At 51.6% G+C, this 22,783-nt stretch carries 25 protein-coding genes; 17 read left to right on the forward strand and 8 right to left on the reverse strand.

The window, feature by feature from the left end; genetic code table 11:
* Window positions 1-129 precede the first annotated feature (129 nt).
* Complete coding sequence (locus MLE19_RS05620) at window positions 130-3,690, reverse strand: SIR2 family NAD-dependent protein deacylase (RefSeq protein WP_240717089.1); 3,561 nt, start codon at window positions 3,688-3,690, stop codon at window positions 130-132.
* 1,032 nt (window positions 3,691-4,722) lie between these two features.
* Between MLE19_RS05620 and MLE19_RS05625 the strand changes: the two genes are divergently transcribed.
* The 5 genes from MLE19_RS05625 (at window position 4,723) to MLE19_RS05645 (ending at window position 7,647) form a co-directional block, all read left to right on the forward strand.
* Window positions 4,723-5,208: a hypothetical protein gene (locus MLE19_RS05625; protein WP_240717090.1), complete on the forward strand. Its 486-nt coding sequence runs from the start codon at window positions 4,723-4,725 to the stop codon at window positions 5,206-5,208.
* A 93-nt stretch (window positions 5,209-5,301) separates the two neighbouring features.
* Entirely contained in the window at window positions 5,302-5,775 is a 474-nt protein-coding gene (locus tag MLE19_RS05630; protein WP_276322358.1) for a GNAT family N-acetyltransferase, read from the forward strand.
* A 51-nt stretch (window positions 5,776-5,826) separates the two neighbouring features.
* The gene (locus MLE19_RS05635; RefSeq protein WP_240717091.1) at window positions 5,827-6,561 is read left to right on the forward strand and encodes a carbon-nitrogen hydrolase family protein; all 735 of its coding nucleotides are present in this window, start codon (window positions 5,827-5,829) and stop codon (window positions 6,559-6,561) included.
* 67 nt (window positions 6,562-6,628) lie between these two features.
* The gene (locus MLE19_RS05640) at window positions 6,629-7,264 is read left to right on the forward strand and encodes a LysE family translocator (RefSeq protein WP_240717092.1); all 636 of its coding nucleotides are present in this window, start codon (window positions 6,629-6,631) and stop codon (window positions 7,262-7,264) included.
* Between the two features lie 89 nt (window positions 7,265-7,353).
* Window positions 7,354-7,647: a HigA family addiction module antitoxin gene (locus MLE19_RS05645; RefSeq protein ID WP_240717093.1), complete on the forward strand. Its 294-nt coding sequence runs from the start codon at window positions 7,354-7,356 to the stop codon at window positions 7,645-7,647.
* A gap of 105 nt (window positions 7,648-7,752) precedes the next feature.
* Here MLE19_RS05645 and MLE19_RS05650 read toward each other — a convergent pair whose 3' ends face one another.
* Complete coding sequence (locus MLE19_RS05650; RefSeq protein ID WP_240717094.1) at window positions 7,753-8,241, reverse strand: GNAT family N-acetyltransferase; 489 nt, start codon at window positions 8,239-8,241, stop codon at window positions 7,753-7,755.
* Window positions 8,241-8,654: a rhodanese-like domain-containing protein gene (locus MLE19_RS05655; RefSeq protein WP_240717095.1), complete on the reverse strand. Its 414-nt coding sequence runs from the start codon at window positions 8,652-8,654 to the stop codon at window positions 8,241-8,243. Before MLE19_RS05655 ends, MLE19_RS05650 begins: the two co-directional genes overlap by 1 nt.
* A 59-nt stretch (window positions 8,655-8,713) precedes the next feature.
* Between MLE19_RS05655 and ftrA the strand changes: the two genes are divergently transcribed.
* The 4 genes from ftrA (at window position 8,714) to MLE19_RS05675 (ending at window position 11,464) form a co-directional block, all read left to right on the forward strand.
* Window positions 8,714-9,736 (forward strand): transcriptional regulator FtrA, encoded by a 1,023-nt coding sequence (ftrA, locus tag MLE19_RS05660; RefSeq protein ID WP_240717096.1) that lies wholly within the window; start codon window positions 8,714-8,716, stop codon window positions 9,734-9,736.
* Between the two features lie 80 nt (window positions 9,737-9,816).
* Window positions 9,817-10,779, forward strand: a complete 963-nt coding sequence (locus MLE19_RS05665; RefSeq protein ID WP_240717097.1) for a ribonuclease Z — start codon at window positions 9,817-9,819, stop codon at window positions 10,777-10,779.
* Between the two features lie 108 nt (window positions 10,780-10,887).
* On the forward strand, window positions 10,888-11,166 hold the full coding sequence (locus MLE19_RS05670) for a type II toxin-antitoxin system RelE/ParE family toxin (RefSeq protein WP_240717098.1): 279 nt from the start codon (window positions 10,888-10,890) through the stop codon (window positions 11,164-11,166).
* Window positions 11,167-11,176: 10 nt separating this feature from the next.
* On the forward strand, window positions 11,177-11,464 hold the full coding sequence (locus MLE19_RS05675; RefSeq protein WP_022520034.1) for a HigA family addiction module antitoxin: 288 nt from the start codon (window positions 11,177-11,179) through the stop codon (window positions 11,462-11,464).
* 106 nt (window positions 11,465-11,570) lie between these two features.
* Here MLE19_RS05675 and MLE19_RS05680 read toward each other — a convergent pair whose 3' ends face one another.
* Window positions 11,571-11,993, reverse strand: a complete 423-nt coding sequence (locus tag MLE19_RS05680) for a hypothetical protein (RefSeq protein WP_240717099.1) — start codon at window positions 11,991-11,993, stop codon at window positions 11,571-11,573.
* 99 nt (window positions 11,994-12,092) lie between these two features.
* Between MLE19_RS05680 and MLE19_RS05685 the strand changes: the two genes are divergently transcribed.
* The 5 genes from MLE19_RS05685 to MLE19_RS05705 all read left to right on the forward strand — a co-directional run bounded on the left by MLE19_RS05685 (window position 12,093) and on the right by MLE19_RS05705 (window position 14,507).
* Complete coding sequence (locus tag MLE19_RS05685; RefSeq protein WP_240717100.1) at window positions 12,093-12,746, forward strand: DsbA family oxidoreductase; 654 nt, start codon at window positions 12,093-12,095, stop codon at window positions 12,744-12,746.
* Window positions 12,747-12,914: 168 nt separating this feature from the next.
* Complete coding sequence (locus MLE19_RS05690) at window positions 12,915-13,160, forward strand: type II toxin-antitoxin system CcdA family antitoxin (RefSeq protein WP_240717101.1); 246 nt, start codon at window positions 12,915-12,917, stop codon at window positions 13,158-13,160.
* Complete coding sequence (locus tag MLE19_RS05695) at window positions 13,160-13,459, forward strand: CcdB family protein (RefSeq protein ID WP_240717102.1); 300 nt, start codon at window positions 13,160-13,162, stop codon at window positions 13,457-13,459. Before MLE19_RS05690 ends, MLE19_RS05695 begins: the two co-directional genes overlap by 1 nt.
* A 69-nt stretch (window positions 13,460-13,528) precedes the next feature.
* A complete protein-coding gene (locus MLE19_RS05700) occupies window positions 13,529-13,711 on the forward strand; it encodes a hypothetical protein (RefSeq protein WP_240717103.1) in 183 nt (60 codons plus the stop codon).
* 46 nt (window positions 13,712-13,757) lie between these two features.
* Entirely contained in the window at window positions 13,758-14,507 is a 750-nt protein-coding gene (locus tag MLE19_RS05705; protein ID WP_240717104.1) for a sulfite exporter TauE/SafE family protein, read from the forward strand.
* Window positions 14,508-14,601: 94 nt separating this feature from the next.
* Here MLE19_RS05705 and MLE19_RS05710 read toward each other — a convergent pair whose 3' ends face one another.
* The 3 genes from MLE19_RS05710 to MLE19_RS05720 form a co-directional block, all read right to left on the reverse strand.
* Window positions 14,602-15,798, reverse strand: a complete 1,197-nt coding sequence (locus tag MLE19_RS05710) for an E22 family MetX-like putative esterase (RefSeq protein WP_240717105.1) — start codon at window positions 15,796-15,798, stop codon at window positions 14,602-14,604.
* Between the two features lie 292 nt (window positions 15,799-16,090).
* Window positions 16,091-17,350 (reverse strand): PD-(D/E)XK nuclease family protein, encoded by a 1,260-nt coding sequence (locus MLE19_RS05715; protein WP_240717106.1) that lies wholly within the window; start codon window positions 17,348-17,350, stop codon window positions 16,091-16,093.
* A gap of 9 nt (window positions 17,351-17,359) precedes the next feature.
* Window positions 17,360-18,556, reverse strand: a complete 1,197-nt coding sequence (locus tag MLE19_RS05720) for a UbiH/UbiF/VisC/COQ6 family ubiquinone biosynthesis hydroxylase (RefSeq protein WP_240717107.1) — start codon at window positions 18,554-18,556, stop codon at window positions 17,360-17,362.
* 98 nt (window positions 18,557-18,654) lie between these two features.
* Between MLE19_RS05720 and MLE19_RS05725 the strand changes: the two genes are divergently transcribed.
* Window positions 18,655-19,512 carry an NAD-dependent protein deacetylase gene (locus tag MLE19_RS05725; protein WP_240717108.1) on the forward strand — a complete coding sequence of 286 codons (858 nt, stop codon included), beginning with the start codon at window positions 18,655-18,657 and terminating at the stop codon, window positions 19,510-19,512.
* A gap of 9 nt (window positions 19,513-19,521) precedes the next feature.
* Here MLE19_RS05725 and MLE19_RS05730 read toward each other — a convergent pair whose 3' ends face one another.
* Window positions 19,522-20,106 carry a DNA-3-methyladenine glycosylase gene (locus MLE19_RS05730; protein WP_240717109.1) on the reverse strand — a complete coding sequence of 195 codons (585 nt, stop codon included), beginning with the start codon at window positions 20,104-20,106 and terminating at the stop codon, window positions 19,522-19,524.
* 122 nt (window positions 20,107-20,228) lie between these two features.
* Here MLE19_RS05730 and MLE19_RS05735 point away from each other — a divergent pair, with 122 nt between their 5' ends.
* Window positions 20,229-21,692: a protein adenylyltransferase SelO gene (locus MLE19_RS05735; protein ID WP_240717110.1), complete on the forward strand. Its 1,464-nt coding sequence runs from the start codon at window positions 20,229-20,231 to the stop codon at window positions 21,690-21,692.
* Window positions 21,693-21,735: 43 nt separating this feature from the next.
* Complete coding sequence (dinB, locus tag MLE19_RS05740; protein WP_240717111.1) at window positions 21,736-22,782, forward strand: DNA polymerase IV; 1,047 nt, start codon at window positions 21,736-21,738, stop codon at window positions 22,780-22,782.
* The last annotated feature ends 1 nt before the right edge of the window (window position 22,783 follow it).

A 22,783-nucleotide genomic window follows, 5' to 3' on the forward strand; every position in this document is an offset into this window, starting at 1 on the left:
GATAACTAGCTATACAACCGAATTTTATTTTTATGTAAAAATCGTTGAGATAGAGTCATAGTGATTGGCGTTACTTTATGCCATTAAATGAATCTATAATAATTAATGTACTTGTAAATTTAATTTCAATTAGTTCGGTGTGCCTGTGTCAACAAACCTAACTTCTGGCAGAGCATCCTGCTTAGCTTCCTCGACAATGCGCATTAACTCGCTGTCCTTATTATTGTTTTTGTATATGATGTCCCTCGCTAGCTGGACACATGCTGCACGTAGAAATGAAATGCTGACAGACTCTCGGGTGGAAGGAGCGATATTTCTATACGCTGAGCTATCAAATATTACAGGTAGAATTTCTATCAATGACTCTATGTTTTCAACAGTGAGATATTCTTTATTATACATCTCATTGGCAGTACGTATTAGCGCTGGTAAACCAATTATACGATTCGATCCTATAAGGTAAATTAACCTTAATATTAATCTATCTATAATTGGCGATTCCTTCATGTCTCTCAGTACTAAAAGAGCGTGAGAAGCGCAAGCCAATTTATTCGGATCTTGCGACTGAAACCCTTGCTTGATTAGTTTTTCCACTTGATCGATAAATATTTCATTCGAAGCGGCAAAATATGAAAATGCGATTAAAGTTGCAGGCACCTCAACTTCAGCATGAAAAGCATATAATTTCTGAAAGTTATCTTCAGTAAATTCCTTTGAAGAAAGCGCAGGAATTACTGATCGAGCTAGTGCTTCCCCGATTAATTCAGCGGTCTGTCGCTCTTCTTGTTTAGTAATTCCAAATATATCTGTGTCATTTTGTTGCGGCCTCCATGAGATCAGTTTCTGGAAGTAAGCAACAGCCTGGTTAGCTGAAGGAAGCTCCTTAATGTTTTCTGCTTGTGCAGCATTTGCTATATCCATTAGCAACTCTCGATTAAAGAGATTTAGATTTTTAGCTTCAAAGAGGTAGTTTCTGACAAGAGATTTGACAGATGAAGGGTTTTTTGAAGGAAGCGAAAGTAATACATACCTGAATAACCCCGTATCAGGAAGGGTCTGATAATCAGGCGCTATGCTCCAAATTTTATCCGCAATTTTATCTAGCTCTTTAGTAGAAAGAAATTTATTTTCAATCAACGGCAGAATACGCAAAAGAGCAGAGTAGCTTTGAGGTGAACCTGGCGTGATACCATCTATTATTTCATCTATGCGACGGTCAATAGTAGTATCTAATTTTCTTTCTCCAGGAAATTTTATTACTGGATTTGCCCACTCTATATGATCCCTAATACTTATTTCAGTTTGTAGGGGGAATGATAAGGCCTCCAGCAGTATTTCATGTTGTTGCAGTCGAGGAATGCTTTTAAGTGAAAATTCCGTTAGATGCTTAATTGCATCAAATAGCCAGAAATGATGCAGGTCAGAATTCTTGCCCAGAGATAAAGCTAAGTGGAATAATTTTTTTGCCTGTTCCGGTGTTGCACGTACGGATACACGGGCCAGAACCTCTATGAAAACCCTCAGGTAGTCAATAGCATGGATACTAACATCCCCCGATTTTTCTATTCGCTTTCCTACCCAATAGTTGATTGCGAGTGTGCATTGGTTTAGTAAGAAATTCACATCACTTTCAGGCAGGCATGCAATACCAATTCTTGAGAACACTTTTTTCAAGACGCTTGCTGTGTCGCTGTTTGCTGAACGGATAGCCAAAGAAAAACGATGGACATTATCAATCTCCTCTAGCTCAGAAAGCCTAGCCGCCTGTTCAACAAGAAAGCTGACGCCTTTCCACCGTAGTGGCATACCAACTGTGTTTGAAATACCTTCTAAAAGAAGCAAAGGATGAAGATTACTGCTAAAACTTACTGTGTTGGAATTGTCTTTATATCGTCCTGGTTCAAATGCGGGTTCTATTGCCTGTTGTTTTTGCTGTTTATCTAGCTCATCGGTAATGCGATTTCTTATATGTTCAATGTGATCCCATGGGTCACATTTAGAATCTCGATAACTGGTTGGGAAAGCCTTGATCTCATTTCTAAATGACGAAAGGTCAATGCCGCGCATTAGCCATTGCGTCCAAGCCAAACGAGAAAGTACATAGATTGAGTTTCTGTCATTGCGATAATGACCTAGTAGCTCTCGATACGCTTCTGCCACTATTACTTTACCTTTTTCAAATTGGCCGAGTTCGGCAAGCAGAGAAGCTTTTCTTAATTTCCAAATTGAATTGCTGCTTTTTATTTCTCCTACGTATATTTCTAGAGTAGCGTAGTCAAACTTATCTCGTGCCACGATAGCTTTATGGTATGCAAGCTCATTGCTACTGTCAGCCCAATGCTTTCCACCTTTCTCAAGTATATCGCTCGTTGTCTGAGCAATAGATTCAGCGTCAGAGTTGTTCATCCAACGCGTGTTTTTCAGTAGCAAAAGGGCAATTTCTAATTGCTCTTTTTTAGTTATCGCACAGGGTTTTTCTGGGTTACATACCGTTAGCAGCTCGTTAGCCAGCCAAATCGGGATGGCCTCATAAGTTTCTTTATAATGCCAAGTTATTTCGTATAGTAGCTTGCTCTTACAAGCTGCCGTCATCGAAGATAAATTTTTTGGGTTAGGCCAAGGATCGTTTATTTGTTCTTGTAATTGAAAACGCTGCATATAGGGGCAAATCAGCCAGCCAGGGTAAGACAATCTGTCTTTTTCTAAAGTTGGAAGCTTTTCCTCAAGTAACTTGGCAGCATAACTGGCATCTTGATGGGTTTTGGTGTTTTCTGCCCCAGTCTTGGTTGTTCGATGCAGCGGCGTTGGCTCCCACTCCCAAGCCTGTTTAGGCTTGTGTTCTTGTAGAGCCTTAATAAATATTTTTGTCGCTTCCAGATGTTTGGTATCAAGTTCATCATGCTCAGCGACCAGGTCGTTTAGGTCAATTGGTGCTACGTTGATGGATTCTAGATATTTCCGCTTCGAAGCATTTAGTCCCAAAGCGCCAACAAGGTAGATGCGCCTGGAATGAGTTGACAGATGATCTCTGACCCATCCGGCCCATTGGAGAAAGTTAGGATCATCGCCAGAGAAGCCTATCAAGCATAGTTCGTTTTCTATGAATACCTGCCGTGAGAAATTGACGAATGCTGCATGGCGTTGTGGATACTTTCGGTAGTCTTCCTGCGTGAAAATTAACTCTTTGGTTACATCGATGGTTCCATGTAACTTAACGATTCGTGGTGATCTGGCACTTGAGAGATCCTCCTGTTTGGAAACTACACTATAAAGAGGTTGATGAACCTCAGTGGATGCACGTTCAAGCAGGGTATCCCAGTTAGTGGTTAGAACTTCTGTCCAAGGTAATTTAAGTAGAGAATTATGTAGTTCACCCGGTGACCAAGCAGCGTCATTTACTTCTTTTTTTATTAAATCATTAAGTGTCTGTTTGCCGAAATATGCACAATATTCTTCCGCCAAGCGTAAAGGATCTTCGCTGGCTGAATCTAATTCTGCCGCAAGCGCTTTAGAGAAATCGTTCCAAAGTGGCAATTTTCTGTTGGCATCACCAGTCGATGCAGCACTTTTGCTAAAACCTGCCCCAACCATGACGGCTGCACCATGGTACGAGCTATCCTGCTGCCAAAGAGCAGACGCGAGTTTCTTTAATGCGGCGTAATCAGGGAGAGAATAAATACTATCAATCATTAAAAACCACTCGTAGTAATTTTGATAAAGAAAATAAGTGGATGAAGACCCTTAGTACAAAAAATTTAATAGAGTGCGGGTGTCACTTGGAACTTGTGGCCGCCCTTTGTGATGGTTTGCTATTCACCTGCACATCACAGGAGATATGCGTCGTTGTATTCCTATCCCGAGCTTTGTGTCTTCAGCATAGGCTGAACTCAGAACCTTGAAAAATCTATATGATGCTACCTTCTGCCAAAGGGCCATTTGTTTAAACTCAGCATGCCTAACTTCAAAGTAGAACATAGTGCGGGGTATTCGAACATAACTTCGCGTGTTAGGCCTTTGGCGTTTTCCTATCTTGGTGCCATAATGAACCCAAATATATCAATTGACTACGAAGCGATCGTCTTTAGTTTGAAACTAACTAAGCCAAACGCTGGCTTTAGGCAAAAAGCCAACGTCGAAGATCAGTTAATGCAGCAACTCCCACAGCCTATTGCTGACTTTATCCATGGAAACGGCGCCATCCAAGTGGCCCTGCGCTATAAAGACTACATTTGGCCACGACCGACACAAGCAGCTCATCCTAGATGGTGAAGGGTTTGGGAGGCGCTTCCTTCTCCACGCATCAACAAGGAGCTGATGAGGGCCCGTCATTAGAGCTTTCTGGCCTATGGTTGTACTATTGCATATCCGTCAAGCGTTAGCGGTTTTTGAAGAAAGCACTGGAGTCGAGCTTACCTCCATCGCCTCTCCCACGAGCAACCTCATCCAATCACAAAGAGCACCGCTATTGAGTATGATATAAAGCCATACTCTAACTTCTGACAAAGGGCTTGGCTATTCGGCCCGCTCACTGGTCACGGTTACGATTGTCATGGCGATGGATTTTGGCTGTCAGGCGCGATACATTGGGTTGAGTTAGACTCGCGGGCATAGAGGTGATGGCCAGTATCACGATCAAAAGGGCCAAAAGACACGCTTACGACCGACTTGGTGCTTCCGGAGGCCCTCGCGGCTCAATACAACTCCTTCTCAAATAGCCGCCTGATGGACTCGCTTGATTCCACCAGGCTTTTATCCGCCATGCTCCACACGGCGAAAATACTAAACAGTTATCCAAAAGCAGATAATTCCATGCAACAACGACTTTTTTACGTCTCTGATACGCTAGTAATAGCGGTGCCCTTTTTAGTCGCACTTATTTGGTTTGCTTTGTCTTCTAACTCTTGGTTTTCCTTGTTCGTGTTACCAGAGGCTCCTTTGTTGGCTTTCGCATTGTTTTTTAGCTGCCTGAGGATTCAAGTCTTAAGTCGCACCTCCCAACCAGATAAATATACAGCTGAAGAATGCTCGGCAGGTATAAATACCTACATGGCTGCTTCATTGATAGCTTTCGTTTTATTCGTCTTTTCTTTTGGAATGAATAACGGATTACTAGCATGGCAGCCGGCTGAAGAGGTTTTTGCCTTAGCCAACGGAGCCATGTTGGCGGTCTCTTCCATTTGTTTTACCCTTACTATATGCAGAGGTTAAAAGAAGCTAATAGCACGCTGCAGCTGACCGGCCAGAGCGCTGCCACGCTTCAGTTGGCAACTGATCTCAGGCACTAGACATATTAAAACAACTCTGCGAACACCCGAAAAAACCGATTATGAGGCTATTGCGTCTTGGATCACTGATGAGAAGTCCTGCTCCCGCTGGGCTGGCCCATCCGTGCCGTTCCCCTTTGTTGCAGCCAATTTGCCTGGGCTACTCACCGTAGAAGGGTGCTCAAGCTATTGTTTATCCGATATCGAAAACCGTTGCATTGGTTTTGGCCAGTTCTGGCCCGGAAAGCTGGGGGCTGTGCATATCGGTAGGATTATTATTTCGCCTGAAGTAAGAGGTAGTGGAGCAGGCCGCTTGCTTTGCGAAAAGCTCACCGAAAAGGCCAAACAATCAACAGGCGCATCGACGGTTACGCTGCGCGTCTATCGAGATAACCATGCGGCTCGTTCTTTGTATTCAAGCCTTGGCTTCTTTGTTATCGAGTCAGAGTCTACAGATGATGTATTGTTCATGAGTGCAGCGGCTAATAGTTCACTTAAATCAGGCGTATGAGAAGCACCCTAGGCGTAGGGTGAACTGTAGTAATTGGTCAGGAGTTCTTTCATGAAGGTATGTGCCGCTCAGTTGCGACCCGTAGCCGGTGATCTGTCAGCCAATGTTGCTAAGCATCTTGAACTCATCGAACTTGCCATTTCGCAGCAGGCCGATGTGGTATTTTTCCCTGAGTTGTCGCTCACGGGGTTCGAGCCCCGGCTCGCGGATTCTCTTGCCATGGATATAGCGGACCAGCGGCTTGATGTGTTTCAGGAACACAGCGACAAAACTAACATGCTGATCGGCGTTGGCATGCCAATCTCCATGGGCTCTGGTGTGTGTATAGGCATGGTGTGGCTCTCGCCCGGTGATGCTCGCCGCCTATACGCGAAACAACAGCTTCACGCCGATGAACTTCCTTATTTTGTGGCGGGCGGTAAACAGCTTGTATTGGAAAGAGAGGGCTCTAGGCTTGTGCCTGCTATCTGCTACGAGTCACTTCAAATGAATCATGCTGATAGCGCAGCAACCTTGTCTGCGGATATGTATTTAGCCAGTGTTGCCAAACCGTTGGGCGGTATCGCCAAAGCAATGGCGCACTATCCAGCGGTCGCAAGCAAACATAATATGCTTGTGATCATGGCGAACTGTGTTGGACCTAGCGACGACTTTATCAGCGTCGGGCAATCGGCCGCCTGGAATGGTCGTGGCGAGCTGCTTGCCCAGATGGATGCTGAATCCGAGGGCGTGGTGGTACTGGACACCAGAAACGGAAGTGCTAGCGTAAAGAAGCTTGATCATTAAGCGACCCAGTCGAGGTAGTCGGCAGCACGATAGAGCTGGTCTTAGTTAAGGACATAGGAGTGTCAAAATGTTTGATTACACAATAATTCACTGGGTGACATTTCTTGGTGCGGCGGTCCTGCTAAACCTTTCCCCAGGCCCAGATATTGCTTTCATTTTGGGGCAAACGTTGCGTAATGGGCGTCAGCATGGATTCGCTGCAATGTTTGGCATTTGGACCGGGGCAGCGTTGCATGTCGTGATGGCGGCGGTGGGGCTTTCAGCAATCCTTGCCACATCCGCTCTGGCATTTTCTATTGTTAAGTGGGTCGGCGCCGCATATTTGATATGGCTGGGTATCAAAATGCTCCTATCGCGTGGTGACTCTTTCGAGCCCAGCGGTAGCGTCAGCCAGCAACGAATGCATTCAATCTATTGGCAAGGGGCGCTGGTGTCTGCCCTTAACCCGAAAGTGGCTGTATTTTTCCTAGCTTTCCTGCCTCAGTTTGTCGTAGAGGGGGCTGGCCCTCCCGGTGCTCAGTTGCTGTTGCATGGAAGTCTGATCATTGTTGTCGCGGCTTGCATAGAGCCACCTTTAGTGATGCTAGGATCAAAGTTAGGTGCTTTCTTGAGACAAAATCAACGAGTTGGCTTATGGATGGACCGCGTCCTTGGAGCCTTGTTTGTCACCTTGGGCGCGCGCCTGGCAGCCAGTACCCGATAATATAGGTGAGCATGAAATCCATTTTCAGCTACATAACCAAGCTATGCACCAGATGACAAATCTTCCGCTTCGCTGGGGTTTTTAAACGAATGACGATGCATACTCCGCCGCATCCTGGTGAATTCATTCGGGAGATTTACCTTGAGCCTTTCGGCATCAGTTCCCGTCAGCTTGCTTCCAGTCTGGGCGTTTCACCCTCTACGTTGACGCGGTTGCTCAAAGGGATTAGTGGCATTAGCCCGGAAATGTCTCTGCGGCTATCTAGGGTGCTCGGGCGTACCCCTGAAAGTTGGCTGGTGATGCAGGACAGATATGATCTGTGGATGGCTCGCAGTACGGTCAATTTGGATGCGCTTCGCCCTTTGAATTTTGAAGCCTCTTAACGAAATCTATTCCTGGGCGCTAGAGAGATCCCGTGCAAGATATGAATTTACTCTCCCTCGACACGTTCACTGATATACCCACTAAAACCAGAAACGTCTCCAGAATCACTCTGCTTTTATTGAATGAACAAATTCCCAAAGCTCCCACGCAGTATCTTGCTGGCCTCCGACCTCCACATAAAACTGTTTGGCTGCGACGTTATCTCTTAGAACCGTCCACACAATACGCGAAGCATTAATTTCCAAGGCGTGTTTCTCTATTTGAGTCAGGAGTGCTTTCCCTGCGCCTAGGGCGCGTGCATGCTTCGAAACAAACAACTCTTTAAGAACCAGTACTGGCTTGAGATCGTAAGTCCAAGGAATTTCATAGTGGACGGCGATACCAACAATATCGCCGTCCATTTCGGCTACGAACACCCCAAAGCGGGGAGAGGAATTGAGTCCGTTTTCGATAATATCGGACTCTGTTACCCGGAATTGATCGATGTATCGCTCATATACTGCAAGTTCTCGCATCAAACTCAGAATATCAGTGACATCGCCACGCTTAAATGGGCGAACTGACACTTTAGGAGCGACGGGTGTGAGGCTCATCAGATAACCCCCGGCTCTTTCCCAGATGCGAAGGGAAGGCCTTCATCTTCCCATCCTGTGATGCCACCAATCATTATCTTCACCGGTCTACCTAGCCGGGCCAGCTTGAGTGCTGCTTGGTCGGCACCGTTGCAATGCGGGCCCGCACAGTAGGTGACGAATAGCGTGTCTTTCGGCCATTCAATCATGCTTTCGGCTGTAATCTCTCTGTGCGGAAAGTGGATGGCACCTGGAATGTGGCGTCGCTCGTAGTCTTGGAGTGCCCCTACAACATGTAAAAGCACGAAGTCTTGCTCTGAGCTTTTGAGTGCTACTGCCACGTCTGCACAGTCTGTTTCAACAGACAGTCGCCGATGAAAGTGCTCTATTGCTGTTTCCGAAGGCGCGGCAGGGATGTCGGTGACGAAGCTCATAGGTTTCTCCATTGGTTGGGTTAACCAATAGCCTATGAGAGTTGTGTTGAGCCTGGTAGATGGCAGTTTTGCCATGTATGCTCAAAATCATGCCAAAATCAGATCATGCACGAAAGCTTGCCAACCCTCTTGTCGTCGCCATCGCTTACGACGGTCTATGTACGTTTGAGCTTGGTGTGGCAGTAGAAGTATTCGGCTTGCCACGGCCTGAGATGGGGGAAAACTGGTACCAATTTGAAATAGCCGGTATTGACCCAGGCGAGATGCGAGCAATAGGTGGAATGCGGGTTGTCGTCGATGCTGGTGTGGAAACCATTGAGAAGGCTGGCACTATCATTATCCCTGGCTGGCGTGGTGCTACGGAGCCTGTGCCGACGACTCTAATTAAGGCGATATGCAAGGCACATGCTAACGGTGCTCGTGTGCTATCCATATGCTCGGGAGTCTTTGTCTTAGCCGAAGCGGGGCTGCTCAACGGTCGGCGAGCCACAACGCACTGGCGCTACACAGATACTTTAAGCCAGCGTTACCCTAAGATTGCAGTCGAGCCTGATGTTCTTTATATCGATGAAGGAGATGTAATGACGTCGGCTGGTAGTGCCGCTGGTATTGATCTCTGCCTACATTTAGTGCGTCGTGATCATGGTATGCAGGCAGCCAATATGGTCGCTAGGCGTTTGGTTGTCCCACCGCACAGAGATGGCGGACAGGCTCAGTTCATTGAGCGCGCAGTGCCTTCTTTATATGAAAGTTCTCGGATTGGGCCACTCCTTGACCATATACGAGAGGAGATTGATGGTAATTACACTGTCGCAAGTATGGCTAGCATTGTAGGAATGAGTTCTCGAACCTTTCTACGGCGGTTTGAGGCTGCGACAGGCACCACGCCTGCGAAATGGCTTCTTATAGAGCGCCTGGAAAAGGCTCGATGTTTTCTTGAAAGCTCCACGATGACTATCGAGCAGATAGCAATAGCTTCTGGTTTTGGATCTACTGCGACTTTGCGGCACCACTTTCGCAATCAACTATCAACGACCCCGAAAGCTTATAGGGAAATGTTTCAGAGTGCGTTAGAGCAGTAATTTCAAAGCTAAGGTGGCCTTTAAATTTAGCTGACTGGCAATTTGCCGCCTTGGTTTTAAAGCGAGAGCACGTAAAAGATATGAATCTACTCTTCCTAGGCACCTCCGCCGGTGTCCCCACTAAAACAAGAAACGTCTCCGGCATCGCCTTGCGTGAGAGCAAAGGAAAAGGCTGGTACCTGATCGATTGTGGTGAGGGCACCCAGCATCAGGTATTGCATACCAAGCTGTCGTTTCATTCGCTGAAAGCCATCTTGATTACCCACGTGCACGGCGACCACTGTTATGGGCTGCCGGGCATACTGGCGAGTGCGGGTATGGGGGGCCGGAAAGCGCCGCTTACCATTGTGGCGCCCGCAGGCATCAAGGCGTGGTTGGAGGCAACCTGCGAGACTACACAGCTATGTTTGCCCTTCGCCCTGGAGTTTATCGACTCGGACGAGCTGCCAACCGTTGCGTTTGAGAGCATTGCGGTGACCACGCACAGGCTTTCACATCGAGCGCCGTCCTACGCTTATGGATTTACGGAGACAAAGGTCGACGCCGCTTTAGACGTGGAGACGTTAGCGCAAAAGGGGATTCCGAGAGGGCCGTTGTGGGGGCAGTTGAAGCAAGGGTTTGATGTTGAATTTGAGGGTGAGCGGTTAAAAAGCCATGACTATCTGATCTACAAACATAAGCCGAGAAAAGTGGTGATTGCGGGGGACAATGATAAGCCTGACTTGTTGTTTGCGGCGTGCGCGGGGGCTCAGGTGCTGGTGCATGAAGCCACTTACACTGAAGAGATGGCCCAGAAGGCCGGTGATGTGGGGCATAGCTACGCCAAGCTTGTCGCCGCATTTGCCGAAACGGTACAGTTGCCCAATCTGGTGCTGACGCACTTTAGCCCCCGTTACCAGCTCAACCCCAATGCGACCCCCTCCATCGAAGATATCCGCAAAGAGGCCGAGAACGCCTATTCAGGCTCGCTTTATTTGGCGCAGGATTTTAGCGAATACACCCTGGATAAAGCGGGCTACTTTACTGAAGTGGCGGGCGAGTAGTCTTTAATCTAATCGTGCTATCTCCTGTAGCGGCATAGTCAGTTTCTTGGTTATTTTTGATTTTTATATGCTTTTGACACCTGATACGTTGCAGGGTACATTTAATGGATGATCCGAAGCTTCAAACACAAAGGCTTGGCAAAATTCTTTAAATCCGGCAGCACTGCAGGGATTCAGGCCGCGCATGCAAAGAGACTTCGGCTTATTCTTGGTCGACTCAATGCAGCGTCAGATGCCAAAGATATGGACTTACCAGGCCTTCGTTTGCACGAACTCTCGGGAAGTCGCTCTGGAATCTGGTCAGTCACGGTGAGTGGTAACTGGCGCGTGACGTTCCGGTTCGAGGACGGAGATGCCGAGATAGTGAATTACGAAGATTACCACTGAGGTAGCGCCAATGTTGATGCACAATCCACCCCACCCTGGTGAAGTATTACGCGAGCTTTGCTTGGAGCCTCTAGGCCTTACTGTGACAGCTGCTGCCGAAGCGCTGGGTGTAAGCCGCAAAACGCTCAGTGCCGTGCTGAACGGCAAGGCGGGTATTAGCCCTGAAATGGCTGTACGGCTTTCTATTGCGTTTGATACCTCTGCGGAAAGCTGGTTAAACCAGCAGTCCCAATACGAGCTTTGGCATGCCGAACAGCATCGCAAAGAGCTTAAAGTAAAGAGGCTGGTTGCCGCTTAAAGCAGTGGTGGTTTAAGTACACCCTGGATAAAGCGGGCTACTTTTTTAAAGTAGCGGGCGAATAGCCGATTTCACCTCGCCACTTCTTAATAGATCACCGAGCAGATCAGTCGCGGCAATAGCCTTCACCTGTTGCGACTACCAAGCAGTCTTCCTTTTCCAATAGCCACTTCATGCCGGTAGCTTCGCCGTCGCCCGCACGAAGCAGCTGTGGGCCGCCCTCGCGGTTGAAGCGAATGCCCTCGGCGGTGGTCTGTCCTTCGAAGGTGCCGCTTTGATCGGCATCCAGGCCGTACTGCATTTCAAGCAGATAGTGGCCGGGGCCTGCAGCCTCGTTCTTGCTGATGTCCAGAAATAGCCCTTCTACGCCTGTCCATCGGCCAACCCATTGATCGGTCTCCGGGTGGTGGGGCTGGTTTTGCTCGGTCGACGCATCTGAGTCCGGCGCGCCTGACGCGGCGGTATTGCTGTTTTGAGCGCACCCGCTGATAAGTAATAGGGTGCTTAACACTAACGCTGCTTTTGCCATATCTGTCTCCTAATCACTACTGCCGTTACTCACAATATACACGTACCATGCTTTCTTTAGTTTGATCGAATTTTGGGATATGTCGAAGGGGGAAGCAAAATGCAAAAGGTAAGAATTGACCTAGTATCCGATGTGGCCTGCCCGTGGTGCGCGATCGGCTACCGGCGCTTGGAGCAAGCGTTAGAGACACTCAATGGCGAGATCGACGTCGAGCTGGTCTGGCAGCCTTTTGAGCTGAACCGCGATATGCCGCCTGAGGGCGAGCCGATCCTGGAGCATTTGTGCCGCAAGTACGGCAAGGATGCTGCCAGCATGGAGCAGTCTCAGCGCGAGATTATGGCGGTGGCCGAAGAGCTTGGGCTGAATTTCCGTGGTGCCCTGGAGCGTCGGGCGAACAATACCTTCGCTGCTCACCGCGTGCTGGCGTGGGCCGGAACGCAACACCAAGAGACAGCCCTGCAGCTGGCACTGTTCGAGGCCTATTTCGGTGAGGCGAAAAACCCCGCCGATCCACAGGTTCTGCGGGAGAAGGCCATTGAGGTTGGGCTTGACGGTGATACCGCCGAGGCCATCGCCCGCTCCGATCAGTATGCAGACGAAGTGCGCGCGGCAGAGCAGCGATTCATGGAGGCAGGGGTAAACGCCGTACCGGCATTTATTCTCGATGGACGTTACCTGATTTCGGGCGCTCAGCCCGCTGATGTGTTGGTCGATGCGCTTCGTCAGGTGGCCGAGGAAAACGCTAGCCGCTAACGTTCCGCCGCTCTTTAATGATCACCGAGCAGGTCAGTCGCGGCAATAGCCTTCACCTGATTTCACTACCAGAAAGTTTTGCTTTTCCATCAGCCACTAGAATAGCAAATTGATGTGCTATAAATATGCGCATATAGTAAGTGCATTGTTATGTGCGAGGAGTGAATCATGCAAGCCGCCGAAGTAACCAAATCCATGCGCAAGCCGACGAATCTATCGCTAGATAGTGCTCTTCTAAAAGAGGCTAAGGCGCTGGGAATCAATGTTTCACGATCAGCAGAGGTAGGGATTGCGGAGGCGGTCAAGCTGCATAAGCAGAAGCAGTGGTTGGAGGATAATGCCACAGCCCTTGCAAGCTCGAATGCATACGTTGAAGCGAATGGATTGCCTCTTGCACGGCACCGTCAGTTCTAATGGCCCGTTTCGATATCTTTGAAAATAAGGGTGGGGATGGCTATCTGCTGGATGTTCAGACTGATCTTCTCAGTGGCTTGAACACTCGAGTGGTCGTGCCACTGCTGCCCAAATCCTTGGCACCGTCTCCTGCTCAGAGGCTAAACCCGGTGTTCAACATCAAGGGCCAAGAGGTTGTTATGGCGACTCAGTACATGGCTGCTGTGCCTGAAAGCGAATTGCGTTTGATTGCAGGTAGCCTTGCTGAGCAGCAAGACGAAATTTCTGCGGCGTTGGATATGCTGTTTTTGGGATTTTAAGGTTGAGCTTGTCGGAAGGCTCTCGGGCGTACCCTGGAAAGCAACCAAAGCCTATTTGGAACGTTCAAAATGAGTCGATTAAATAAAGAAGAGCAGGATATTCTGGACGCATTTGATTCGGGAGAGTTGCAGCGAGCAACAGATGTTGAGTACACGAATACAAGGCATCAGCAGTATGCTGAGGCGATGCTCAAGAAAGATGCCAGCGACCAGCGCGCTAACGGCCCACACCCTTTAATCTGCTGCGACTGAGTGGGCTATCCGATATATTGCTAGTGGCAATGTATCGGAGGCAGACATGGTTGATTTCGCATCCCTGCTAATAGTGGCGGGCACATTCTTGATTGCGGGAAGCGTCAAGGGCGTCATTGGCCTTGGACTCCCGCCAGTTAGCCTAGCGCTGCTTACCGTCGCGCTGGATCTGCCAACGGCCATGGCGCTAATGCTTATTCCCTCATTTGTTACGAACATTTGGCAGTCAACGGTGGGCGGAAACGCAAGAGCCATCTTGGCTCGCATTTGGCCATTCCTGGCGATGGCGACTCTTACTGTCTGGATTGGTGCGGCCGCACTGACTCGCGTCAATCTCACGTATCTGACGGCGCTTCTGGGCAGTTTGCTGATTATTTACGCTGTCGTGAACCTGGCCGGGGTCAAGATTGTTGTACCCAGCCGCCATGAGGTTTGGGCAGGGCCGTTAATCGGCTCGGCGAATGGGGTGCTTACCGGGATGACGGGGTCATTTGCGGTGCCGGGCGTGATGTTTCTTCAGGCCATTGGCCTTCCGAAGAATATGCTGATTCAAGCGATGGGCATGCTATTTATGGTTTCCACGGTGGCTCTCGCGGCGGCATTGCAACAAGCCAATTTCTTGACACTCCAAACGGGCGTAATGTCGGCAGTGGCGGTGCTGCCCGCGCTCGCTGGTATGGTTATTGGCCAGCGAATTAGAGAACGCTTATCCGAGCAAATGTTCCGCAAGGTGTTCTTCATTTCACTTCTGATTCTGGGTGCTTACATTATTGTTAATACTCTTCAGAAGCTTTAAGTGCCTTTCAAAACCAATAGTGGGCGCACTAAGTGGTTAAGACGACATCAGAGTCGAGCGCTGGCTTTTACCTAAAGCCAGCGCTGAATATCACTTAACGCAAAAACGCCCGCAACGTATCACTCGCCTGGTCAATGGATAACACACCATCCAAATGGCCTCGATTGCCTTCCAGGGTTTCAATCGTCACGTCGGTGCCGTCTGCTTCAATCAACTCGGCGGTGCGGCGCACGCCTTGAGGTGCGAAGACGAGATCGTTTTCGCTATACAGCATCAGAGTCGGTGCTTCGATGGCGGCAAGTCCTGCCTCTAGCGAATCGCCGTGGCCCGCCATAAAGGTTTGGTTGGCACGCACCAGATAGAGCAGGTGGTTGGCATCGGAGGTGGCAGCACGGGCGGCGGCGACGTCATCCAGCGTTTGTTCAATCGCGTAGCGGGCGTTGATATCCTGCGCGGGGTCGCGCGCTTCGTCGGCCCAGTCGCGATTAAACGTCTCGTTGGCCCACTGCCAGTGGTTGGCGTTGAGCGTCACCAGCTTCAGCGCTTCTTTTAGCCCGTCGGTAGGCGGTTCGCCGTCGTAGTAGTTACCTTCGTTCCAGTTGGCATCCAGTCGAATCGGCGCTGCCCAGGCGCTTAGGGTTGCCAGCAGCCATGGGTCGGCAACGCCGCCGCCAATCACTGAGATTAGCCGTTCGACTCGGTCAGGGTAGGCACTGGCCCACTCGATGGCCTGTAGCGCGCCCATTGAAGCACCCATCACCGCATGCAGCGATTCAATGCCTTGGCTCTCCAGTAGCTCGCGCTGTACCTCGACAAAGTCGCGGATGGTAACGACCGGGAAGTCCATGCCCCAAGGCTCACCGGTATCAGGGTTGAGGGAAGCGGGCCCAGTGGTGATGACATTGGGGTCATTGGCACCGAGATTGACCAGCGTATCCGAGGAGAGAATGTAGTACTCATCGGTATCCAGCGGTTTGCCGGGGCCAATGATCGTATCCCAGAAGCCGGTCGGCTGCCCATCTGCCTCATAGCGGCCTGCTGCATGGCTGGTGCCCGAGAAGAAGTGGGTAATCAGAATAACGTTATCGCGGGCGTCGTTGAGCTCGCCGTAGGCTTCCCAACCCACCGTGACGTTGGGAATCGTCTCGCCGCCTTGGGTAGTGAAGCTGTCCATTTCGAAGGTCTGCTTCTCAACGACGCCATCCCAAGCCCAAAGGGGTGACGCCAACAGTAGGCCTAGACTGGTTAACGAGGCGACCGTCACGAGCACGAGTGGTTGCTTGCGTCGCATGCGCTTTCCTTTTTTGAGGGGGTATTATGATTGTTTTAGGGCTGCTGATCGCAGCCATCTCCTCAGCATAGTCAGGGTTAGATGATTTTTGAACGGATTTTGCCCATTGGCCTGCTGCATTAGCATTTAGCACCGGTTAGCATTTCAAGTCTTAAAAGGAGCAAGTGGTTAATAACGCTCACAGAAGGAGATACTGTGAATCATATGCTGCTTTTCACCACCCTGATAATGCAGTTATTTGCTCAAGGCAAGCATCATAAGAGTCAATAGAGCGATGGTTGTCAGCAGGCTACTAGGCTTGGTCTGTGGAAAGCGTTGCCGTCTGGAAAGCGTGTTCATTCACCCATTTCGCCAAATCACCCAGCGCCTTCATGGCACCTGTCTTGGTGTATTCATAAGGCCAAGCACTTAAAACTAACCAGCGGCCCTTAGTTTCGTACCAAGTATCATGACCATTGCCATCTTTGTAACCACCATCTCTATACCAAGTGCAGCCCGACTGTTTGGTGATAGGAGTTACTTTAAGAAATGCCTGTTCGAGTTCTTTCAGCCAAGGGTCACTGCTTTTCTGACTTTCCAGATATGCTCGAATCTCGAAACCTATACTTTCATCGCCTTCCGATTCTGATGAAGGATAATAAACAAGACATATTTGAGAGCCTCCAGTGTTACTCCAAGCGCTTGGGAAAAAACGCCATACTCTCGTCTGTTCATTCAAAATATCCGGCTTATTCTTGGTGTGGATATCAGTGACCGCTCTCTGCAAAGCAGAAGCAATATGGCTTTTCCCTTCCGCCATCAACTCTTGGTCGAGTTGTTTCAGACGCTGAGATGCTTCGTATAAGTCATGGAAATGCTTTAACGAAAACTCCAGATCCTCTTTCGTCATAGTCTTCTCTTCCGTGGGTTGGGCGATAGAGGTGAGGTGCTGCAGGAATTCCTGATAGAAGATTTGCCATTTCGTCTGATCAGAGGGCGCTACATCTTCCCCATACAGTGCATAAGCCGAGGCTATTAGTTCCGAGTAGGATAGCGTCGGCCAGCCTGCTTTTTTAGCGGGTGCCCAAATGCTTTCCTTAGAGTCATCCGGACATAAAACACATTTGTAGGCTTTAACCGCATAGCTGTTCAGTAAGCTGTCGTAGGCATCAAATGGGTTATTCTCTGCCGAAGCCCATACTTTATGTTCAATGCCCAATACGAAATCGTTTCCCGAGATTACTAAGTCCAAGCGCTTGGTCGATTCGCTTTCGATATTCCAGCTCCCTGCTTCCCGTTCGGTAGTAACTGCTTCCCAGTCGACTCGCTGTAGATGATCATTATCGAGTCGCTCTTTACGAACGAGAGCATGCAAAACGGCCTTGGCTAACCAGTGAGGCGCACCGGGATAACCGCCCATAAAGAATGCCATTAAGTCGGATAGTCGATTCTCATGCTGACCAGGCCCTACAACCGAAAACAAATTGGGTGTCAGGGGTGCCGGTTTGGGTAGCAGTGCCAGCTTCTCGAAAAACCGCTCCAACGCTGCCAAATCAGTCGATTCTGAATACATTAATGAATCCTAATGGAATTTAAACGGATTCAAACCGTTGGCTTGCTGCATCATCATGCGTTTGGCGAACGGGAAGCGCTCGGCAATTTGCAGGCTTAAATCGCCTAGCTGGCGCAGCGGCTTGGCACCGGTAAACAGGTGATGAAAGCTGTCGGTGGCAGCGATCATGGCCTGGTTGGCGACGCGGCGCTGGCACTCGAAGCGGAGTAGGTCAATTGGGTCACCTGGGTCGCGACCTTTGACGATGATCTCGGCCAGGGTATCGGCGTCGTGCAGGCCGATATTTAACCCTTGGCCTGCCAGTGGATGCACCACATGGGCGGCATCACCAATCAGTGCCAAGCGTTTGCCGATATAGCGCTGGGCGTGCTGGCGCTTGATGGGAAAGCTGGCCCGCGCCACGATGCGAGTGATTTTGCCCAGGCGCTTGGGGAAGGCCATTTCGATGGCCGTTTTCAGTGCGTCATCGTCCAGCTGTTCGCGGGCTTTGGTTGTTTCGTCGCGGTCATACCACACCAGGGAAGCGCGCTGGCCGGGCAGCGGCAGCATGGCCAGCGGGCCGGTAGTGGTAAAGACCTGCCAACTGACGTCCTGCTGGGGCAGTTCGGTTTCCACGTTAATGATCATCGCCCGCTGATGGTAGTCATAGCGGGTCACGCTAATGCCGGCCAGCGAACGCAGCGTCGATGTTGCCCCGTCGGCGCCGACAATCAGGCGGGCGCTTAGGGTTTTGCCGTTATCCAGTTCCAGTAGGCGGCTGTTCGTCGCCGAGACGGTACTTAACGGCGCGCACTGGGTGTAGCAGGTGACGCTGGGCAGCTGTTCTATGCGTTGCCATAGCGCATACTGCAGGGTGCGATTTTCGATAAAGATGCCGAAGTCTTCCATGCCGCTATCTTCAGCGGAGAACAGCGAGTGGCCGGTGCCGTCCTGGTTGGAAACATCGATATGGCGAAACGGGCAGCTACGCTCTTCCGGCAGAGTGGTGCCGCTTGCCTTGATAAATGCCAGCGAGCGCGCATTGAGCGATGAGATGCGCAGGTCATAATCGCCGCTGGGTGGGGTGGGGGCATCGCCCTGTTCCACCAGCCCGACAGAAAAGCCGGTTTGGCCCAAGCGCGCTGCCAGCGCGGCGCCGACCATACCGCCGCCGACAATGATGACATCATGGTCGTGCTGCCCAGAACGTTGCTCAGACTGTTGCATCATATGCTCCTTAAAATGAGGTGCCGTTGTGCATTGCGCAGGCGTTGGTTGTCATACAGTATCGTTGAGTTTGAGCAAGATTGCCTAGAGGTGAACGATTGACGCAGGCCGTGGAAATAGTAAATAGCGTTGCCCAGGCGGGTGAGGAGCTGGCAGCGTTTATTCAACAGCACCCCAAACTGTGGGTGATTACCGGTGCGGGCGTAAGTACCGACAGCGGCATTCCGGACTATCGGGATGCGGATGGGCAGTGGAAGCGGCCGCCCCCGGTGCAGCATGGCGACTTCATGAGTTCTCATCACGTACGCCAGCGCTACTGGGCGCGGGCGCTGATTGGCTTTAGCGCTATGCGTGAAGCTCAGGCGAGTGGTGCGCACCGGGCACTGGCCGCACTGGAGTCGCGGGGCTATATCCAACAGCTGGTCACTCAAAACGTTGACCGCCTGCATCAGCGCGCTGGTTCCCGTCGGGTGATCGATCTGCATGGGCGGGCGGATATGGTGAAGTGCATGGTGTGCGACTACCAAATGATGCGCCACGCCATGCATGCCGAAATGGCGCGCATGAATCCGAGCTTTGCAAGCTTGCAGGCGGGACACGCTCCGGATGGCGACGCCGATTTAGAGACTGACTTCAGCAGCTTCCGCATTTTCGACTGTCCGCGCTGTAGCGGCATCCTAAAACCTGACGTGGTGTTTTACGGCGATGTGGTGCCCGCCGAACGGCGACTGGCAGCGCAGGTCGCGCTGGCCGAGGCGGATGCGGTGCTGGCCGTGGGCACCTCGTTGATGGTGTTTTCCGGCTATCGCTTCTGCCGCGCCGCCCATGAGCGGGGCATGCCGCTGGCATCGCTCTCGCTCGGCGTCACCCGGGCGGATGCGCTGTTGACTCATCAGTGGCGTGCGCCATTAACACCGGTGCTTGAACAGGCCGTGCGCTGTTTGCAGCCCTCTTGAATAGTGCTATTAGCGCGCTTTCGACACCCACGCATTATCTTCCAACCATAGCCGCCATGGCGCATCCCGGTGCTCGGGCTGGGCGTAATCGATACCTACGCGTGGGCCGCTGACGATTGAGGCATCGTGGGTTGCTGCGCTAATCCACAGCTTGTCACCCTGGGTCATATCATGGCCATATAGCGCTTTATCAATCGTTAAGGCACGCGTTAGCTTGCCGGGACCATTGCTGAGTTGTTTGCCCGTTGCCTGACGAATAGCGCGCATGGCGGCCTCGTTGGCGGTGGGTTCTACCGCACGAATCAATACCGCGCAGGGCGAGCCTTCCGGCTCAGTCACTACGTTTAGCAACCAGTGCATGCCGTAAACCAGATACACATAGGCGTGGCCAGCGCGGCCGAACATCGCTTCTGTGCGCGGTGAGCGGCGACGGTGGGCATGGCAGGCGGAGTCTTCCGCGCCGCAATAAGCCTCGGTTTCGACGATTCTTGCTGCCATCTGCTCGCCGTTATGCTCGCGCACCAGCCAGCAGCCGAGCATATCTCTCGCCACTTCAAGCGTGTCCCGATTATAGAAATCCCTTGGAAGTGGCATCAGTTCGCTGTTTTTAACATTTGGTATGTTTGGCAACATCGCCTCGGCGTTTAGTTGAGTAGAATGCTAGGGTATTAGCTAAGGATAGACATTAGTCATTGCCACTAAAAGCGGAGCCTATCGTGCTGCCATTCGAACATCTCTATTCCACCTTACCTGAACCCCTCTGGGTCGCCACTAAAGCAACGCCCGTCGCTAGCCCAACGCTGATCGCGTTCAACGCGCCGCTTGCCCATGAGCTGGGTGCTCAAGAGATACCTGATCCCGCCACGCTCGCCGAGTGGTTTAGCGGCAACCAGCCCATGCCGGATGCCAAGCCGGGCGCATTAGGTTACGCAGGCCACCAGTTCGGCAACTTTGTGCCGCAGCTGGGCGATGGCCGTGCGCTGCTGCTGGGCGAAGTAATCGACCAGAACGGAGTGCGCCGTGATGTGCAGCTAAAAGGCAGCGGCCGCACGCCGTTTTCCCGCGGTGGCGATGGTCGTTCACCGCTAGGCCCGGTGCTGCGTGAGTATCTGGTGAGTGAGTTCATGGCGGCGATGGGCATTCCTACCACCCGAGCCCTTGCGGCCGTCACCAGCGGCGAGCGAGTGATACGGCAAATGGCCGAGCCCGGCGCCGTCTTTACCCGCGTGGCGAGCAGCCATATTCGCGTGGGCACCTTTCAGTTTACCGCTGCTCAGCGAGATGAAGTCTTGCTCAAAGCCCTGGCGGATCATGTGATTGCGCGCCATTACCCGGAAGCCGCCAACGCGGAAGAACCCTATCTGGCGCTGCTGGAAGCGGTGGTCGCCCGCCAGGCCGTGTTGATTGCCCGCTGGATGAGCGTGGGCTTTATCCATGGTGTGATGAATACCGATAACTGCAGCATTGCCGGTGAAACCATTGATTACGGCCCCTGTGCCTTTATGGAGCAGTTCGATCCGCAGAAGGTTTTCAGCTCCATCGACCAAGGCCGCCGCTACGCCTTTGCCAACCAGCCAGCGATTGCCCAGTGGAATCTTGCCCGCTTTGCCGAAACGCTGCTGCCGCTGATGCGTGAAGAGGGCGAGGCAGTTGTGGAGCAAGCCACCAGCGCCATTCGCCGCTTCGATACGCTGTTCAGCGCCGAGCAACTCCGCCTGAATGCCGATAAACTCGGTTTAGCGGCGGAAAGCCCCCAAGCCGAAGCGCTAATGGAAGGCCTAGAAAGCCAGATGCACCAGGGGCGGATGGATATGACCGCGACCTTTGATGCGCTCACGCAATACGCTTCCTCTCCAAGTGATGAGCACCGCGAGGCGCTGCTGGCGCTAACGGCTCAACCGAATGAGCTAACCGCGTGGCTGGATACTTGGCAGGCCGTGCAGGTAGCCAGTCAGGATCGCGAACGTTTTGCCGCCATGCGTCGCGCCAACCCGGTGATTATTCCCCGCAACCACCGGGTACAGGAAGTCATTGATGCCGCTTACGACGGTGATTTTGTGCCTTTTCATACGCTGTTAGCGGTCGTCACCCAGCCATTCGATGACTCCGTGGAAGCGCGCCGTTTAGCGGCGCCCGCCACGGATAATGAGCAAGTGCTAAGGACATTCTGCGGCACCTGATGCTGTGATAAACTGTGGTTTTTTACAGTTAGAAGGGTAGCCGGTGCGCAAAATTATTCACTGCGACTGTGACTGCTTTTATGCAGCAGTGGAAATGCGCGATAACCCCGCGCTGCGGGATATCCCGATTGCGATTGGCGGCAGCGTCGAGCAGCGCGGAGTGGTGGCCACCTGCAACTATCCCGCCCGCGAGTTTGGTATTCATTCGGCGATGCCCATGGGCCAAGCGCTCAAGCGCTGCCCGCATCTCACCGTGATTCGCGGCGATATGGCCAAATACAAAGAGGTCGCCCGCCAAGTCTTCGCCATTTATCGCGATGTGACTGAGCTGATCGAACCGCTCTCCCTGGATGAGGCGTTTCTGGATGTCTCGGAGGTCACCCAGCATCACGGCAGCGCGACGCTGATGGCCGAAGCGATCCGCGAACGGGTCAGCCGCGAAGTGGGGATCACCGTTTCAGCGGGCGTAGCGCCCAACAAGTTTCTGGCCAAAATTGCCAGCGACTGGAACAAACCCGACGGTCTGTGTGTGATTACGCCGGATAAGGTCGATAGCTTCGTACAACAGCTGCCGGTGAAGAAAATCCACGGCGTTGGCCCGCGCACGGCGGAGAAGTTAGCGGGGCTGGATATTCATACCTGTGCTGACCTGCGTACCCGTTCGCTAACCGACCTGGTCGAGCACTTTGGCCGCTTTGGGCGGCGGCTGCATGAGCTAAGCTGGGGGCGGGACGAGCGCCCGGTGAAGACTCACCGTGAGCGCAAATCGGTCAGCACCGAGCAGACCTACGCCCAGGATTTACCCAACCTCGATGCCTGCCACCGAGAACTACCTGCACTGATTGAAGATCTGGAGCGTCGCTATGCGCGTCTAGACCCTCCACTGGCGGTGCGCGGGCTGATCGTAAAAGTAAAATTTAACGACTTTACTCAAACCACCGTCGAACACGCTGACCCAGCGCCCAATCTTGCTCAGTTTGAAACCTTGCTCAATATCGGCTGGTCCCGTGGCGAGCGCCCCGTGCGCCTGCTTGGTGTGGGGTATCGGCTGGCGGAAAACACGCAGGAACACCAACTGCCGCTGTTTTAAT

This window comes from Vreelandella neptunia (assembly GCF_022489065.1).
In the GTDB taxonomy this organism is placed as follows: Bacteria; Pseudomonadota; Gammaproteobacteria; order Pseudomonadales; family Halomonadaceae; genus Vreelandella; species Vreelandella neptunia_A.

Excerpts from the sequence above, each read along its gene's own strand:
- MLE19_RS05680 (WP_240717099.1), bottom strand. The coding sequence starts at position 11,993 with ATGGCAAAAGCAGCGTTAGTGTTAAGCACCCTATTACTTATCAGCGGG.
- MLE19_RS05700 (WP_240717103.1), top strand. The coding sequence starts at position 13,529 with ATGAGTCGATTAAATAAAGAAGAGCAGGATATTCTGGACGCATTTGAT.
- ftrA (WP_240717096.1), top strand. The coding sequence starts at position 8,714 with ATGGCAGTTTTGCCATGTATGCTCAAAATCATGCCAAAATCAGATCAT.
- MLE19_RS05705 (WP_240717104.1), top strand. The coding sequence starts at position 13,758 with ATGGTTGATTTCGCATCCCTGCTAATAGTGGCGGGCACATTCTTGATT.
- MLE19_RS05720 (WP_240717107.1), bottom strand. The coding sequence starts at position 18,556 with ATGCAACAGTCTGAGCAACGTTCTGGGCAGCACGACCATGATGTCATC.
- MLE19_RS05655 (WP_240717095.1), bottom strand. The coding sequence starts at position 8,654 with ATGAGCTTCGTCACCGACATCCCTGCCGCGCCTTCGGAAACAGCAATA.
- MLE19_RS05640 (WP_240717092.1), top strand. The coding sequence starts at position 6,629 with ATGTTTGATTACACAATAATTCACTGGGTGACATTTCTTGGTGCGGCG.
- MLE19_RS05625 (WP_240717090.1), top strand. The coding sequence starts at position 4,723 with ATGGACTCGCTTGATTCCACCAGGCTTTTATCCGCCATGCTCCACACG.
- MLE19_RS05635 (WP_240717091.1), top strand. The coding sequence starts at position 5,827 with ATGAAGGTATGTGCCGCTCAGTTGCGACCCGTAGCCGGTGATCTGTCA.
- MLE19_RS05650 (WP_240717094.1), bottom strand. The coding sequence starts at position 8,241 with ATGAGCCTCACACCCGTCGCTCCTAAAGTGTCAGTTCGCCCATTTAAG.
- MLE19_RS05675 (WP_022520034.1), top strand. The coding sequence starts at position 11,177 with ATGTTGATGCACAATCCACCCCACCCTGGTGAAGTATTACGCGAGCTT.
- MLE19_RS05715 (WP_240717106.1), bottom strand. The coding sequence starts at position 17,350 with ATGTATTCAGAATCGACTGATTTGGCAGCGTTGGAGCGGTTTTTCGAG.
- MLE19_RS05710 (WP_240717105.1), bottom strand. The coding sequence starts at position 15,798 with ATGCGACGCAAGCAACCACTCGTGCTCGTGACGGTCGCCTCGTTAACC.
- MLE19_RS05665 (WP_240717097.1), top strand. The coding sequence starts at position 9,817 with ATGAATCTACTCTTCCTAGGCACCTCCGCCGGTGTCCCCACTAAAACA.
- MLE19_RS05695 (WP_240717102.1), top strand. The coding sequence starts at position 13,160 with ATGGCCCGTTTCGATATCTTTGAAAATAAGGGTGGGGATGGCTATCTG.
- MLE19_RS05685 (WP_240717100.1), top strand. The coding sequence starts at position 12,093 with ATGCAAAAGGTAAGAATTGACCTAGTATCCGATGTGGCCTGCCCGTGG.
- MLE19_RS05670 (WP_240717098.1), top strand. The coding sequence starts at position 10,888 with ATGATCCGAAGCTTCAAACACAAAGGCTTGGCAAAATTCTTTAAATCC.
- MLE19_RS05690 (WP_240717101.1), top strand. The coding sequence starts at position 12,915 with ATGCAAGCCGCCGAAGTAACCAAATCCATGCGCAAGCCGACGAATCTA.
- MLE19_RS05730 (WP_240717109.1), bottom strand. The coding sequence starts at position 20,106 with ATGCCACTTCCAAGGGATTTCTATAATCGGGACACGCTTGAAGTGGCG.
- MLE19_RS05620 (WP_240717089.1), bottom strand. The coding sequence starts at position 3,690 with ATGATTGATAGTATTTATTCTCTCCCTGATTACGCCGCATTAAAGAAA.
- MLE19_RS05645 (WP_240717093.1), top strand. The coding sequence starts at position 7,354 with ATGACGATGCATACTCCGCCGCATCCTGGTGAATTCATTCGGGAGATT.